The organism is Amorphus sp. MBR-141 (assembly GCF_053628695.1).
Window position 1 is genome coordinate 154,156 of the sequence record NZ_JBRJGW010000002.1, and the last position, 15,306, is coordinate 169,461.

Here is a 15,306-nt window from a genome sequence, read left to right on the forward strand (position 1 = left end):
CCCCCGGACCGCGCTTTACTGCACGTCCTGGGGCGCGATCGGAAACGGTCCCGCCACGTCCGGCTGCGACCCGGACCGCTGCTCCGGCGCCGGGCGGAGATCGATCGGCCCCCTGCTTGGCGCCCCGGGAGACGGCTCGATCTCCACCGGCGGGCCGAACGGCTCCGGCCGCAGCAGCGTCGGGCCGCGCTGGATGATCGACCCGATCGGATCGAGCGCCCCATCGATGGGCGGCAGCGGCGCCTGCGGCCGCGGCGTCGGCGCGGCGGGTGCAATCAGCGCCGCCTTCGCCGCCGCCTCTGCGGCGGCCCGCGCCTCCTCCTCGGCCCGCAGGCGCGCGGCCTCCTCTTCGGCGGCGCGAACCCGGGCTGCCTCTTCGTCGGCCTTGCGCTGGCGCTCTTCCTCGGCACGCCGCTCGGCCTCCAGCTTGCGCAGCAGTTCCTCCTCGCGCGCCCGGCGCTCCTGCAGCTGCTTTTCCAGGAGTTCCAGCCGCCGGCGTTCGATCTCGGTGGCCCGCAGCGTCAGGTAGCTGGCGAGCGGGCCGGCATCGAGGGTCGCCGAGGGTGCCGGGAGCGGCCCGGAGAACGAGACGTTCACATCGGCCATGGTGTCCGGCACCAGATCGGGATCGGGCGGAACGACGCTCAGCCCGAGCGAGCCGGATGCCGTCCACTTGGCCACGTCGAGCAGCCCCGATCCGTCGACCGTCGCCGCGTCGGTACCGACCTCGACCTCGCCGACGCGCACCGCGCCGGCGGCGATCGCCAGCGTTCCGGAGATGTGATCGAAGCGCAGCGACCCGCCCGCGCTTGCGCGCCGGAACGCTTCGGCCACGGCCGCCTCCTGCAGGTCCGCCCCCGCGTCCGCCGCGTCGATCGCCGTCCGGAAGGCGGCCGGGTCGAGATGGCGCAGCACCCCGTCGCGCAGCGCGAAGGTGCCGCTGCCGGACAGGGCCGACACCATGCCGGACACGGAGCGGCCGATGGCGTCCGCCTCGACGGTCAGGTCAAGGGTTCCGGTCGCCACCGGTTCGCCGTCGTGCTGCCAGGCAAGCGTTTCGAAATCGGCGCCGGTCAGGGCAATCCGCGTGGCGAGCGTCGCCTGCCCGTCGGCCCGGGCGAGCGCGAGATTGCCGGCCACGTCGCCGCCCGCATAATGGCCGGCAACGTCGTCGAGGCGCATCCGGTCCGGGCCGAGCACCAGGCCGAAGCGCGCGTCGTCGATCCGCGCGGAGCCGGCCCACAGCGTGTCGGTGGCGACGTCGAGGGCGATCTCCGCGCCGCTGAGGAGCGGCGGACCGAAGCCCTGGTCGGGCCAGACGGTGTCGCCGGCGGAGCTCCAGGCGTCCGGCCCGAGCACGAACTCGCTCAGCAGCCGGCCGTCCACCTCGCCGACGCGCAGCCCCCCGCGCACCTTCGCCGGATCCGCGGTCCGGTCGACCGTGGCCTGGCCGGAGATCCGCACGCCGGCGACGGACCCCGTCAGCCGGGACAGCTCCACCGTATCCGTGCTGCCGGCCACCCGGCCGCGCAGCTCGACGGGCGTGCCGCCGACCAGCACCGGCAGCGCCCGGCCGGTGGCAATCGCCAGCGCCGAAACGTCGTCGCTGGTGACGGCGACGGAGGCGTCGATGGAAGGCTTCTCGTCGGCCGGGAACGACAGCGTGCCGTCCGCCGACACGTCGACGCCGACGAGGCGCGCCGTGAGCGACGACGACAGGCCCGTCCGCGGCGTGCCGTCGACGGTGACCTCCAGCGTGCTCGGCGCGCCGTCGCCGACCGGGATGGCGTCGAAGCCGAGCTGCGAGAGCAGCACGTCGCCGGACGGGTTCGAGAGGCTCGCCCGCCCGCTGACCGAGCCGTTGCGCCAGGCCTCCCGCGTGCCGGTCATGTCGGCGCTGACCGCAACGTCGGTGCCGCCCGCGGTGCCGGAGAGCGAGACGGCAACGTCGGAGCTCCGGCGCATGCCCTGGCCGGAGACCTCGAAGGCAAGGTCCGCCGGCGCCAGGGCAGGCGCGGTCGCCGCAAGCCACCGCGCCAGCGGCGAGGCCGGCGCCACCTCCGCCACCAGCCCGGCGATGCCGGCCATGTCGGTGGCCTCCAGCGTGCCCGACAGCCGGCCGCTCGGCCGGTCGCCGGCCAGCGCGAACGAGCCCGAGCCGGCGAGACGGGCGCCGGCGAGGTCGGCGATCTCGAAGCGCTCGAGGGTGAAGGCGCCGTCGATCAGGCTCGCCGCGACGGTCAGGCCCTGCCCTTCCGCCTCGGCGTAGCGGGCGGTGTCGGCGGTGAGGTCGAGGGTGACGTCCGACCCGACCGCCGAGAGCGCGGCTGGGTCCGGCCGGTCGATCGCCAGCGCCTGGGCGAGCGCCACCAGCGGAGCGGCGTCCAGCCGCTCGGCGCGCAGGTCGAGGTCGAGGGCGCCGCGCACGTCGGGCTTCGGCGTGCGGTAGCGCAGCGACCCCAGCAGCGTCGTGCCGGCCGCGGTCAGCTGCAGCGCCGGCATGGCGATCTCCTCGGCCGTGACGCGAATGCGGCCGTCCAGCCCGAGATCGCTGCGGATGGGGATCGCGGCGCCCTGCCCGCCCCGCCACCAGCGCGCGAAATTGCCCGGCTCGGACGAGGCGAGGCCGATCTCACCGTCATAGGAGATCGGTTCGCCGACGCGCAGCAGCCCGGACGTCTCCACCCGGGTCGCGCCCGGGAGGCGGGCACGGGCCGACAGGATCCGCCAGCCGTCTTCGGTGGCGCGCGCCTCGGCGGCGATGTCCTCGATCACCGCGCCGCCCGCCACCACCGAGGCGAGCCGGGCGGTCACCACCCCTTGCGAGGCGACCAGCGGCACCGCGTTGAGGGCGTCCAGAAGCGGCGCGATCCGCTCCGCCGGCCGGCCGTCGTCGGTGCTGCGGCCGAGCGCCTTCAGCACGCCGTCGAGATCCAGCTGCCGCGACGCGACCTCGAGCCGGAATGCCCGGTCGTCGGCGAACGGCAGGTCGAGGCCGGCGGCCAGCACGACGGGGCGCTCCAGCGGGCCGTAGCGGATCTCCCCCTCGCGGACCGTCAGCCCCTCCGCCGTCATGTCCATCGTGCCCGTCGCCCGCCACGGGATCGGCGCCTCGTCGGGATCGGCGTCCGGGTCGGGCCGCGGCGCGATGGTCAGCGCGCCGATGAAGTGCTCCGGCGTCTGGGCGGTGTCCAGCGCCCCGTCGACGGCGAAGTCGACGGCCCGGTCGCGCGGGCTGATGCGGGCCTTGATGGGGAACGCGGCGCCGTCGGCATAGGCGCCGGTGGCGAAGCGGAAATCGTACGGCGTGCCCTCGAACCGCGCATCGCCGGTGGCCTCGAACGGCCCGTGGATGGAGCGCCCCGAGCCGTTGAGGGTGATCCTGTCGATCAGCGTGGTGTGGCCGGTATGCAGGTCGTCGACCAGGATCTGGCCGTCGACGACGTCGATCTGGTCGAACTGCACCTTGGCCGGATCGACCCAGTCGAGCGGGCTGTCGGCCAGGTTGATCTCGGGGCCGTGGATCATCCCCGCCGCATCGACGGTGGCGCGCACGTGCGGTCCGACGAAGGTCAGCGCCACCACGTCGATCTCGCGCTTCAGCAGCGGCGAGAGGTCGACCTCCATCTCCACCCGGTCGGCGGTGAAGATCGGCGCCTCCTCCGGCCCGACCCGCACGGTTTCGATGGAGATCCGCGGCGACGGCAGGAAGCGGACGTCGGTGCGCCCCAGAATGCGCACGTCCTCGCCGACGAGCCGTTCCGCCTGGGCCTCTATCACATTGCGATAGACGGTCCAGTCGATGAACAGCGGCCCGACGAGCGCGGCGGTGAGCGCAAGGATGACCGCAACACCGATGCTGATGAAGAACGCGTTCAGCGTCGGCCTCCGTCCTGTCCGACCGTGATCTCCCCGGCCGTCAGTGGTTCGTGACCTCGGGCAGGATCTTTCCCGGGTTCATGATATCGCGCGGATCGATCGCGCGCTTGATCATGCGCATGAAGTCGACCGCATCGCCAAGCTCGGCGCGCAGATATTTCGCCTTTCCGTGGCCGATGCCGTGCTCGCCGGTGCAGGTGCCGTCCATGGCGATCGCCCGCTTCACCAGCCGCCCCATGAAATCCTGCGCCCGGGCGACCTCGTCCGGCGCCTCCATGTCGACGAGCAGGGAAACGTGGAAGTTGCCGTCGCCGACATGGCCGACGATCGGCGCCACCAGCCCCAGCGCGTCCAGATCGCGCCGGCTCTCGGTGATGCACTCGGCCAGCCGCGAGATCGGCACGCAGACGTCGGTCGCCACCGCCTTGGTGCCGGGGCGCAGCGCCACGCAGGCCCAGTAGGCGTCGTGGCGCGCCTGCCAGAGCCTCGTGCGCTCCTCCGGGCTGCTCGACCACTTGAACTCGCCGCCGCCGAACTCGGTGGCGATCTCGGCGAACATCTCCGCCTGTTCCCGCACGCCGCTCGCCGAGCCGTGGAATTCCAGCAGCAGCGTCGGCGTCTCCTCCAGGTCGAGCTTGGAATAGGCGTTGCTCGCCTGGACCTGGAGGGTGTCCAGGAGCTCGATGCGGGCGACCGGGATGCCGGACTGGATCGTCGCGATGACCGCGTTGCAGGCCCCTTCCAGCGTCTCGAACGGGCAGATGCCGCCGGTGATCGCTTCCGGGATGCCGTGCAGGCGCAGGGTGATCTCGGTGATGATGCCGAGCGTCCCCTCGGCGCCGATCAGCAGTCGGGTGAGATCGTAGCCGGCGGAGCTCTTCTTGGCGCGCGTGCCGGTCTTGATGATGCGCCCGTCGGGCATCACCGCGGTCAGCGCCAGCACCGCGTCCTTCATGGTGCCGTAGCGCACCGCGTTGGTGCCGGAAGCGCGGGTGGAGGCCATGCCGCCGAGGCTGGCGTCGGCGCCGGGATCGATCGGGAAGAACAGCCCCTGGTCGCGCAGATATTCGTTGAGCTGCTTGCGGGTGACGCCCGGCTGGACGACGCAGTCGAGGTCCTCGGGATGGACGGCCAGCACCGCGTTCATCCGCGACACATCGACCGACACGCCGCCGTAGAGCGCGTTCACCTGCCCCTCCAGCGAGGTGCCGGTGCCGAACGCAATGACCGGCGTGCCGGTATCGGCGCAGATGCGCACGATCTCGGCGACCTCCTCGGTCGTCTCGGCGAAGACCACCGCATCCGGCGGGAAGTTGCCGATCCAGGTGGTGGTGTTTCCGTGCTGCTCGCGGATCGAGGCTCCGAGCTGGCAGCGCTCGCCGAACCGCTCGCCAAGCAGCGCGATCGCCTTGCCGATTCCCGCCTCGTTGCGTTCCATCATGCGGACCGGTTCGACACCCATACACTTACTCTCCCGGAAACGGTGCGCGCGGCGCGCTCGACGCCCACCGCTCTTTCGTCACCCTAGCAAAAAGGCAATGATCGCCAAAGTGGAGGCCGAATGCCGGCCGCGCCTTGCGAACGAACACAGGACTTGACCATGTCGCTTCCGACCATCCAAGCCCCCTTCCTGTCACCGGACCTCGGCATCGAGGAAGCCTGGATCGACTACAACGGACACATGAACGTTGCCTATTATATCGTGCTGTTCGACCGGGGTCTGGACGATGCCTTCGACGCGGTCGACATCGGCGGCGACTACCGCTCCCGCGAGGGCAAGTCGTTCTTCACCGTCGAGAGCCACGTGTCCTATCTGCGCGAGCTGACCCTCGGCGACATGGCGACCGTCACCACCACGCTGGTCGCCCACGACGACAAGCGCATCCAGACCTTCCAGGAAATGCGGCACGCCACCGAGGGCTTCCTCGCCGCCACCCTGGAGACCCTGCTGCTCCACATCGACATGGAAGCGCGCAAGGCACTGCCCTGGGCGGCGGACGTCGACGCGCGCATCGCCGCGGCGTTCGCGGCGCACCGCGATCTGCCGCGCTCCGAGCGCATCGGCCGCGCCATCACCCTGTCCGGAAAGGGATAGTCCGGCTTCCGGGCGCACCCGCGGGCCGGCGACAATGCTATTCTGACCCCTGGACGACTACCCAGCGATTCGCATCGCGGCCCTCGGACCCGGCTCGAACATGAGCGACCCCACCCGCCCGGACGACCCTTCGCGGAACCCCGCCGATCCGCCCGTTACGCTGATCTGGAGCGACATCCGCCCCAACCTGGTGAAGTTCGTTGCGGGTCGGCAGCCGCTGATCTGGGTGCTGGCGCTGGTGGTCGGTGCCGTGGTGGCGGTGGCGGCCATCCTGTTCCGCCTGCTGATCGGCCTCGTGCAGCTGCCGTGGCTGGGCACCACCGGCGAGAATGTCGTCACGGCCGCCGCCCACGTCTCGCCGCTGGTGATCCTGCTGGTGCCGGCGGCGGGCGGCCTCGTCGTCGGGATCCTGCTGAAATACGTGCAGCCGCTCCAGCGCACCTATGCCGTCGCCGACGTGATCGAGGCGAGCGCCAAGGTCGGACGCAGCTTTCCGTTCTGGCCGGGCATCTCGTCGGCCCTGCTGACGGCGTTCTCGCTGGGCGTCGGCGCCAGCGCCGGCCGCGAGGGACCCGTGGTGCATCTCGGTGCAACGCTCGGGACCGACATCTCCCGGGTGTTCCGGCTGCCCGACGCCAGCAAGCGCATCCTGCTCGGCTGCGGCGTCGCCAGCGCCATCGCCGCCTCGTTCAACGCGCCCATCGCCGGCGTGCTGTTCGCCCACGAAGTGGTGCTGCGCCACTACGCGCTGACGGCCTTCGTGCCCATCGTCATCGCCTCGGTGATCGGCGCGCTTTTGTCGCGGCTGTGGTTCGGCGACTTCGCGGCCTTCATCATCCCCTCCCACCAGATCACCTCCTACTGGGAACTGCCGGCCTTCGCACTGCTGGGGCTCACCTGTGCGGCGGTGGCCATCCTGTTTCACCTGGCGCTGCTGTGGTCGGAGTGGATCGCCCGCCACTCCCGGCTGCCGATCTGGTCGCTGCCGGCCCTCGGCGGCCTGGTGGTCGGCGCCATCGCGATCTTCTATCCAGAGATCCTGGGCGTCGGCTACGAGACCACCGACGCGGCGCTGAAGAACCATTTGACCATCAAGACGATGCTGGTGCTGCTGGTGGTGAAGGCGGCCGCCACCTCGATCTCGCTGGCCTCGCGCTTCGGCGGCGGCATCTTCTCGCCGTCGCTCTATCTGGGCGCCATGGCCGGTGGTGCCTTCGGGCTGATCGCCGCGAAGGCGTTCCCCGAGATGGCCTCCAGCGAGGGTCTCTATTCGCTGCTCGGCATGGGCGGGGTGGCGGCGGCCATGCTCGGCGCGCCGATTTCCACGACGATGATCGTCTTCGAGCTGACCGGTGGCTACGGCCTGTCGATCGCGCTCCTGCTCACCGTCGCGATCTCCAACGGCGTGTCGCTGGCCATCCTCGGCCGGTCCTATTTCGAGGCGCAGATCCTCATGCGCGGCGCCGCTCCGCCGGACCGTCAGCGCGACGGTTCCGGCTCAGGGTGAGCGGACCGGCACCGCCGGGCCAGCCAGCGCGCGGCACATCTCAGGCGTAGTGGTTCCTGACGACCGCGCCGGCGATCTCCGCCGAATCGACCACGCCGACCACGTCCTCCGGCCGCGGCACGCCACCGCCATCGCGCTTGAGGATGACGGCGAAGCTACGCGCCCGCTTGTTCATGCGGGTGATGATGGAGTTCAGGTTGTTGGTCTCCGGCGCCACCACGAAGTCCGTCGCCATCACCGACTTCAGCGTCTGGCCGTCATGGGCCGGCCGATAGGGAACCGACCCGAACCGGACATAGCCGGAAATCCGGCTGTCTTCCGACACGATGACGTGGGTTTCCTTTTTCTCGGAAAGCAGGGCGATCGCGTCCGCGACCGGCGTTTCCGCCGGCAGGATGGCGAACCGCGCGCTCATCACCTGGCTCGCCGGCTGCACCAGATACATGTTGGTGTGGCGGACGGTGGGGATCTGCTTGCCCCGGTGGCGCAGCTTCACCGTGTAGATGTTCACCGGGATCAGGTAGCGCCGCACGCCCACCGCGAGACCGACCGCCAGCACCAGCGGCACGATGACGTTGTAGTCGCGGGTCATCTCGAAAATCATGACGATGGCGGTCATCGACGCGCCGGTCGACCCGCCGACGAGCGCGCCCATGCCGACGACGGCGAATTCCGGCACCGAGAACGCGCCCGGGGCGATCATCGCACCGACCGCACCCACCGCGCCGCCGAGCGTCGCCCCGATGAACAGCGACGGCGAGAACACGCCGCCGGACGCGCCCGCTCCGAGGCTGACGCTGGTGGCGATGATCTTCGCCACCAGCAGCACGAGCAGGAAGATCGCGCTGTTCATGCCGCCGTTGAGGACGGCCTGGATCGTCGCGTAGCCGACGCCGGCGGTGTGGTATTCGCCGGTGAACGAGAACAGGCCGTAGCTCAGCAGTCCGACGATCAGCATGCCGACGATCGAGCGGGTGTAGTCGTTGCCCGGCATCTTCGGGAACCAGTCCTCGCAACTCGCGAGAAACTTGATGAAGGCCCAGGAGGCCACGCCGCCGAGCACGCCGAGGACGGCAAAGCCGAGCAGCGCGGCGGGCGAGATCGCCGAACTCGCCGGATCGGCCGCCACCGGCACCAGGAAGGCCGGGTCGAGCCCGAAGACGATGCGGCCGACATAGGTCGCGGTGGCCGTGGCCACCACGACGGGCAGGAACGTGCGGCTGGAGACTTCCGGCAGCAGCAGTTCCACCGCGAACAGCACCCCGCCGAGCGGCGTGTTGAACGTCGCGGCGATACCGGCACCGGCGCCGGCCGACAGGAGGGTGATCTTCTGCCAGCGCGCCAGGTTCAGCCAGCGCGCCATGGTCGAGCCGAACGACGCGCCGATCTGGATGATCGGGCCTTCGCGTCCGACCGAGGCGCCCGAGCCGATGGAGATCGCCGAGGCGATCGACTTCACGATGGCCACGACGCCGCGGACGTTTCCGGAGTTGTGATAGACCGCGTACATCACCTCCGGCACGCCGTGGCCCTTGGCCTCCGGCGCGAAGGTCTTGACCAGCCACACCACGATCAGGCCGCCGATCACCGGCGAGAGAATCACGAACGGGCCCCAGAGGCTCGGCGGATCGTACTGGTTGGCGTCGTAGCTCCAGCCGAACGTCCCCAGGAACAGGACGTTGTGGGTGACCGAGATCATCACCCGGAAGACCACGGCGCCGGCGGCGGCGACGAGGCCGATCAGGAAGGCGGTGAGGCAGAGGGCGGGCATCGCGAGGTTGCGCTCGCGCAGCTCCGCGTCGGTGTCGGGAATCGCGACGGATTCCGATATCGGGGTTTTACTGGTCATCGTCCCGTGGGCGCGGGGGCCTGGAAGGAGGTTGGGGAAGCGAGGGTGTCGTGAACCCCTTGACGCGGCGAGTCAAGGCAACGGCCGCGGCGGAAAGGACGCAGGCTGCTGCGAACCTGGGGCCGGGCAAGACGGCGCGACTTTTTTCCAAGACGGCAGCGTCGCAAGCCGGCAATATCCCGCCCATGGATCAGATGACACAGTCGCTCGCTCTGGGAGAAAGGCCCGCCTCGGCCCGCGAAAGCGTCGAATTCTGGCGGGCACCGCGCTTCGACGCGCTCGAATGCCTGTCGGCGACGTTTCGAACCCACGCCTACGCGCCGCACACCCATGCGACATACGTGGTGGGCGTCATCGAAGCGGGCTGCGAGACCTATTGCGTGCGCGGCGAGCGCCACTACGCGGTGGCCGGCGACGTCTGCTTCGTCAATCCGGACGAGGTGCACGACGGCGAGCCGGCCGAGGACGGCTACAGCTATCGGATGACCTATCCGTCCGTGGACCTGATCGGCAGCCTGGTGGAAGACCTGACGGATGCGCCGCTCCGCGGCACGCCGGCATTCGTCCTGCCGCGTGTCCACGATCCGGAGCTGGCGCGCCGGTTCGCGGTCGCCCACCGCCGGCTCGGCGGCGGCAGCGACAGCCTCGCCCAGGACGAGGGGCTGACGGCCGTCTACAGCGACGCGCTGGCGCGCTACGGACGGATCGCCCCCAAGCCGGTCGGCACGGAATCGGCGGCAATCGGCCGCACGATCGAGTTTCTCGACGCCCACTTCGACGGCGATGTCACGCTCCTCGACCTTGCCGGCGTCTCAGGCCTGTCGCGCACCGGGCTCATCCGGGCGTTTCGAGCCGCGACCGGGCTGACGCCGCACGCCTGGCTGACCGACCGGCGCGTCCGCGCGGCCCGCGGCAAGCTGGCGGCGGGCGCCGCGCCCTCCGACGTCGCGCTCGCCTGCGGCTTCTACGACCAGAGCCACCTCAACCGCGCCTTCAAGGCGCGGGTCGGGGTGACCCCCGGCGCCTACCGCCCCGCCTGTTGACGCCCGGACGATCCCTTCCCCTTCCCTTCCCGATCCCCGAGGTTCGACCATGAGCGCCGAGAACCGCGCCCGCGCCCGCGCATCCCAATGGAGCGACGGCGCGCTCGCCATCCTGCCGGTGGCCGCCGCCGCCAGCCCGTTCGGCCTGCTGCTCGGCGCCATGGCCGCCCAGAAGGGCCTGTCGCCGCTCGAGACGACCTTCATGTCGGCCACCGTGTTCGCCGGCAGCTCCCAGTTCGTCGCCGTCGACCTGTGGAGCGCATCGATCGCCGTCGCCACGATCGTCTTCGCCACGTTCCTGGTGAACACCCGGCACATCCTGATGGGCGTGTCGCTGCTGCCGAAGATGGGCGCCTTCGCGTCGCGGACGAAGCCGCTGGCGCTGTTCTTCCTCGCCGACGAGATCTGGGCCCTGGCCGAGCAGCGCGCCCGCACCCAGGAGCTGCGGCCGAGCTACTATTTCGGCATGGCCATCACGCTCTACTGCGGTTGGCTCGCCTTCACCCTCGTCGGCACCTTCGTCGGCAGCGGCCTGGGCGATCCGGCACGGCTCGGCCTCGACTTCGCCTTCACCGCGCTGTTCATCGGCCTGCTGATGAGCTTCCGCCAGGCCCCGCGCTTCGCGCTCACGGTCGCGGCCTCGGCGGTGGTCTCCGCGCTCGTCGCGCTCGTCTCGACCGGGCCCAACGCGATCGCCGCCGGCGCCGTCGCCGGCATTGCCGCCGCGGCCCTCGCCCGTCCCACGCAGGCGGGCGCATGAGCGTCGATCCGCTGACCGTCGTCACCATCGCCCTGATGGCGATCGCGACCTATGCCACCCGCATCGCCGGGCTTGCCCTGGTGCACCGGGTGCCGGCGGGCGGACGCCTGCGCGCCGCCCTCGACGCTGTCCCCGCCGCCGTGCTGACCGCCCTCGTCGCCCCCGCCGTGCTGACCGGCGGGATCGCCGAACTCGCCGCCGGAGGCGTCGCGGCGCTGGCGGCCCTCAGGCTGCCCCTGCTGGCGGTGGTGGTGCTCGGAGCGGGAACCGCCGCGCTGCTGCGCGCAGCAGGACTGTAGCCGTGCGCAGCTGCGCACGGCATGGCCATTGCGCACCCGAAAAGGCCCCGAATGCGCAGAATAGCGCAAGTTGGTGCAGCGATGTGCGCACGCCGCCAGTGCGCACTTTCAACCGGTGGAATCGAGGCCGCGGCTAGCCCGCGAGGGGGCGGGTGGCGTCGATCAGCCAGGCCCGGTCGTCGGCACCTAGGTCGCCCGCGAGCGCCCCCTGTACCCGCAAATGATAGCCGTCGAGCCAGGCGATCTCATCGGCGCCGAGCAGATTCGGCAGGATCAGGCGCCGGTCGATCGGCGCCAGCGTGATGGTCTCGAACGCCAGCATCTCGCGCTCGCCGCCGGGAATCACCGCCGGCGGCGTCACCAGCACCAGGTTCTCGATGCGGATGCCGAAATGGTCGGGCTTGTAGTAGCCGGGCTCGTTGGAGACGATCATGCCCGGCTCCAGCGCGACGTGGCCGAGCTTGGAGATCCGCTGCGGCCCTTCGTGGACCGACAGGTAGGCGCCGACGCCGTGGCCGGTCCCGTGGTCGAAATCGCATCCCGCCCGCCACAGGGCGATCCGGGCGAGCGCGTCGATCTGCGCACCCGAGGTTCCGGCCGGGAAGCGCGCCGTCGCGATGGCGATGTGGCCCTTCAGCACCTGGGTGAAGCGCACCTTCATCTCGTCGCTCGGCACGCCGACCGGGACCGTGCGGGTCACGTCGGTGGTGCCGTCTGCGTACTGCCCGCCGGAATCGATGAGGAACAGTTCGCCCGGCATCGCGCGCCGGTCGGTGCGGTTGGTCACCCGGTAGTGGACGATGGCGCCGTGTTCGCCGGCGCCGGAGATGGTGTCGAAGGAGATCTCCTTCAGCGCCCCGGTCTCGGCGCGGAAGCGCTCCAGCGCGGTCACCGCCTCGATCTCGCCGAAGCCGCCGGCGTCGGCCTTATCCTCCAGCCATTTCAGGAACCGCACCAGCGCCACGCCGTCGCGATGGTGCGCCGCGCGGGTGCCCGAAATCTCGGCCGCCGTCTTCACCGCCTTGGCCGCCAGCACCGGGTCCTGCGCCTCCACGAGGCTGCCGCCGGCCTCCTCGATGGCGCGCAGATGGGCCTCCGGCGTCAGGTCGGGATCCACCAGCACCGCGCGCTTGTCCGTGCCCAGCGCAGCCAGTTGCACGGCAAGCCCGGCGGGTTCGGCGACGTCGGCGACCTCCTCGATCCCGTCGCGCACGGCGTTGGACAGCTTGCGCGCGTCGACGAACAGCGTCGGCCGCCCCTCGGCCGGCACCAGCGCCGACGCGAGAACCACCGGGATGTGGGGGATGTCGCCGCCGCGCACGTTGAAGAGCCAGGCGATCGAATCGGTGGCCGTCAGCAGGCCGACATCGGCGCCGGCCTTGACGATATCGGCCTGGAGCGCGGCGATCTTGTCCGACGCGGCGCGGCCGGACAGGCTTTCCGGATGCAGCTCGACCGGCGCCAGCGGCGGTGCGGGCCGGTCGGCCCATACGGTGTCGATGGGATTGGCGTCGAGCGGCACCAGCGTCCCGCCGGCGGCGGCGCAGGCCTTCTCGAAGCGCCGCACCTCGGCGCGGGTGTGCAGCTTCGGATCGAACCCCAGCGCGGCGCCGGCCGGCAGATGCGCCTCGATCCACTGGGTGGGTCGGGTCTCGGCGATGGCGACGGGAGCGAAGGCATCCGCGTCGACCTGCCGGCGCACCTGGGTCGTGTAGCGGCCATCGACGAAGACCGCCGCCGCGTCCGCCAGCACCACCGCGGTGCCGGCCGAGCCGGTGAAGCCCGTCAGCCAGGCGAGCCGTTCGGCGCAGGCCGGAACGTATTCGCCCTGGTACTCGTCGGTGCGGGGGACGATGAAGCCGCCGACCCCGGCCGCGCTCAGCGCCGAACGCAGCAGGGCGAGGCGCTCCGGTCCGACACTCGGATCCGCACCGTCTTCGAAACTCTGAAACATCGCGATGTCCCCGCTGCGCCGCCAGACCGGCCACCCATGCCTGTTTCGCCCCCCACGATGCCGCCGTCCACCCGGAAATTTCCATGCGTTTTCATGGGTATTGGTCGGACCGGAGCCGGCACAAGACGGCCTCTATGGTCCTCCGGAGGTCGACCGCGCCGCATTGTGCATTGCAATATCGTCAGGGCAGTCATGCACCTCAACGCATTGCGCATGGGCCTAAACGCTCTCATGTTGCATTGCAGAATTTGGGCGTGACGCCCCGGATCGAGCGTCACTACGGAAAGGACTTTCAAGATGGCCATGACCAGCACGACCGGCGATTTCCGACTGACGGGTACCGAGCGCGAGCACTCCGTCTTCCACCGGCTGATGACCCGCATCGTCGAGGCGCGCCAGCGCCAGGCGGAGCGCGCCATCAACTCCTACCTGATGAGCCTCGACGACGCGTCGCTCGAGCGGCTCGGCTACAACCGCGCCGAACTCGAGGCGCAGGGCGGCGGCGGATACCCGTTCCTGTAGACCACGCTGACGTCGCGTCGGCTCGACGTGATGAGATGACGCCCGGTTGCCTCGACTGATCGGGATCGGAGTGCGGACGGAAAACCCGTCTCCTCCATTCCGATCCGCCAGCGCGGACGAAGTTGACAGTTTCGGGTCCTTTTCTTCCTCCCGAAGGACCCGATCTTTGGGCGGCCGCCATCGTGCAGGCCGCCCTTTTTTTTTGTCAGGCCGCGAACACCAGCGTGACCCACGCGCCCATCCGGTAGTGACGGCGGAAGCGGAAGCCGTGGGCGCCGTATGTGGCGCGAATCGGGCGTTCGTCCACCAGCCTCAACCCCGACAGCACGAGCACGCCGCCCGGCTGGATCTGCCGTCGCATGGTCGGCGCCAGCGCCAGAAGCGGCCTGGCAAGGATGTTGGCGGCGATCAGCCCCGGCCGGAATTCGCGCAGCACCGGATGATCGAATCCCGGCGCGGCGACGGTTCTCACCCGGCCGGCGACCCCGAAGCCCTTGAGATTTTCATCGGCCACCGCGACCGCGACCGGATCGATGTCCGTCGCGACCACGTGGTCGACACCGAGACGCACGAGCGCTGCCGCAAGAACGCCGGTTCCGGTGCCGAGATCGAGGGCGGTCCTGGGCAGCCGTCCGGCCCGCGCCAGATCCTCGATGGCGCGCAGGCAACCGACCGTGGTCTCGTGATGCCCCGTACCGAAGGCCTGGCCGGCGTCAATCTCCAACCGCCAGCGGGAGGCCGGAAGCCGGGCGCCGTCGTGGCTGCCATGCACGATGAAGCGTCCGGCCCGCACGGGTGCCAGCCCGGCGAGACTCTTGGCCACCCAGTCTTCCTGGCCGAGCCAGTCCGCCTGGAGGCCCTTGGAAAGCGGCGTCTCTCCCAGCCGATCCCGGAAACGGGCAACGGCCGCATCCATGTCGTCGACGCCGAACACCAGCGCTTCCACGCACCAGGGCCCGTCGTCCTCGAGCTCGTAGCGGGTGATGACCGCGCTCTCGTCCTCGAGCGCCGCCTCGAGCGCCTCGGCCGCCTGGTCCACATCGGCCTGGGCGACGGGGCAGAACACCTTCAGGACGCGCACGTCCACCGCCGCGTCACTCATCGTTTCCACCTTCGTCCTCGGGCCGCCGCTCGGCTGCACCTGCGCCCGTATCGGACTTGCGCGAGCGCGCCTGCGCCTTGCGTCGCTTGAGATTTGCCCGCAATTCTTCCGCAAGGCGCTTGGCCCGCTCATCCCCGCCGGCCCGCCGTTTTCCGGCGGGTCCGCCTGTCTCGTCGCTCACGCCGCTCATTCTCCAGATCGAGGTCGCCTCCGACCGCGTCGCGGCCGCAGATTGCGTCAGGCTGTGGGCTGCACCAATGCCACCGCCGTGTGCCTTGCGCACCGGCCGCTGCTGT

At 70.7% G+C, this 15,306-nt stretch carries 12 protein-coding genes; 6 read left to right on the top strand and 6 right to left on the bottom strand.

Going from position 1 to position 15,306, the window contains the following annotated elements; all coding sequences use genetic code 11:
- Positions 1–15 precede the first annotated feature (15 nt).
- The gene (locus ACSSVZ_RS03270) at positions 16–3,879 is read right to left on the bottom strand and encodes an AsmA family protein (protein WP_453968655.1); all 3,864 of its coding nucleotides are present in this window, start codon (positions 3,877–3,879) and stop codon (positions 16–18) included.
- Positions 3,880–3,919: 40 nt separating this feature from the next.
- A complete protein-coding gene (locus ACSSVZ_RS03275; RefSeq protein ID WP_453968282.1) occupies positions 3,920–5,341 on the bottom strand; it encodes an FAD-binding oxidoreductase in 1,422 nt (473 codons plus the stop codon).
- A 138-nt stretch (positions 5,342–5,479) separates the two neighbouring features.
- On the opposite strand from ACSSVZ_RS03275, the gene ACSSVZ_RS03280 reads away from it, so the two are divergent.
- Together ACSSVZ_RS03280 and ACSSVZ_RS03285 are read left to right on the top strand one after the other, a co-directional pair.
- Positions 5,480–5,974 carry a thioesterase family protein gene (locus tag ACSSVZ_RS03280; protein WP_453968284.1) on the top strand — a complete coding sequence of 165 codons (495 nt, stop codon included), beginning with the start codon at positions 5,480–5,482 and terminating at the stop codon, positions 5,972–5,974.
- Positions 5,975–6,074: 100 nt separating this feature from the next.
- Positions 6,075–7,481, top strand: a complete 1,407-nt coding sequence (locus ACSSVZ_RS03285) for a chloride channel protein (RefSeq protein WP_453968285.1) — start codon at positions 6,075–6,077, stop codon at positions 7,479–7,481.
- 40 nt (positions 7,482–7,521) lie between these two features.
- On the opposite strand, the gene ACSSVZ_RS03290 is transcribed toward ACSSVZ_RS03285, so the two are convergent.
- Complete coding sequence (locus ACSSVZ_RS03290) at positions 7,522–9,330, bottom strand: chloride channel protein (RefSeq protein WP_453968286.1); 1,809 nt, start codon at positions 9,328–9,330, stop codon at positions 7,522–7,524.
- 185 nt (positions 9,331–9,515) lie between these two features.
- Here ACSSVZ_RS03290 and ACSSVZ_RS03295 point away from each other — a divergent pair, with 185 nt between their 5' ends.
- Genes ACSSVZ_RS03295 through ACSSVZ_RS03305 form a run of 3 tightly spaced genes read left to right on the top strand, consistent with a single transcriptional unit; the run spans position 9,516 to position 11,432 of the window.
- Positions 9,516–10,373, top strand: coding sequence for an AraC family ligand binding domain-containing protein (locus ACSSVZ_RS03295; protein WP_453968287.1), 858 nt, complete (start codon positions 9,516–9,518; stop codon positions 10,371–10,373).
- A gap of 49 nt (positions 10,374–10,422) precedes the next feature.
- On the top strand, positions 10,423–11,133 hold the full coding sequence (locus ACSSVZ_RS03300) for an AzlC family ABC transporter permease (protein WP_453968288.1): 711 nt from the start codon (positions 10,423–10,425) through the stop codon (positions 11,131–11,133).
- Positions 11,130–11,432 carry an AzlD family protein gene (locus tag ACSSVZ_RS03305; protein ID WP_453968289.1) on the top strand — a complete coding sequence of 101 codons (303 nt, stop codon included), beginning with the start codon at positions 11,130–11,132 and terminating at the stop codon, positions 11,430–11,432. The genes ACSSVZ_RS03300 and ACSSVZ_RS03305 overlap by 4 nt, the downstream gene beginning before the upstream one ends.
- Positions 11,433–11,565: 133 nt before the next feature.
- On the opposite strand, the gene ACSSVZ_RS03310 is transcribed toward ACSSVZ_RS03305, so the two are convergent.
- Positions 11,566–13,386 carry a M24 family metallopeptidase gene (locus tag ACSSVZ_RS03310; RefSeq protein WP_453968290.1) on the bottom strand — a complete coding sequence of 607 codons (1,821 nt, stop codon included), beginning with the start codon at positions 13,384–13,386 and terminating at the stop codon, positions 11,566–11,568.
- 303 nt (positions 13,387–13,689) lie between these two features.
- Here ACSSVZ_RS03310 and ACSSVZ_RS03315 point away from each other — a divergent pair, with 303 nt between their 5' ends.
- Positions 13,690–13,908 (top strand): hypothetical protein, encoded by a 219-nt coding sequence (locus ACSSVZ_RS03315; protein ID WP_453968291.1) that lies wholly within the window; start codon positions 13,690–13,692, stop codon positions 13,906–13,908.
- Between the two features lie 205 nt (positions 13,909–14,113).
- Here ACSSVZ_RS03315 and ACSSVZ_RS03320 read toward each other — a convergent pair whose 3' ends face one another.
- Together ACSSVZ_RS03320 and ACSSVZ_RS03325 are read right to left on the bottom strand one after the other, a co-directional pair.
- Positions 14,114–15,010: a 50S ribosomal protein L11 methyltransferase gene (locus ACSSVZ_RS03320; protein WP_453968292.1), complete on the bottom strand. Its 897-nt coding sequence runs from the start codon at positions 15,008–15,010 to the stop codon at positions 14,114–14,116.
- A complete protein-coding gene (locus ACSSVZ_RS03325) occupies positions 15,003–15,200 on the bottom strand; it encodes a hypothetical protein (protein WP_453968293.1) in 198 nt (65 codons plus the stop codon). The genes ACSSVZ_RS03320 and ACSSVZ_RS03325 overlap by 8 nt, the downstream gene beginning before the upstream one ends.
- Between the last annotated feature and the right edge of the window lie 106 nt (positions 15,201–15,306).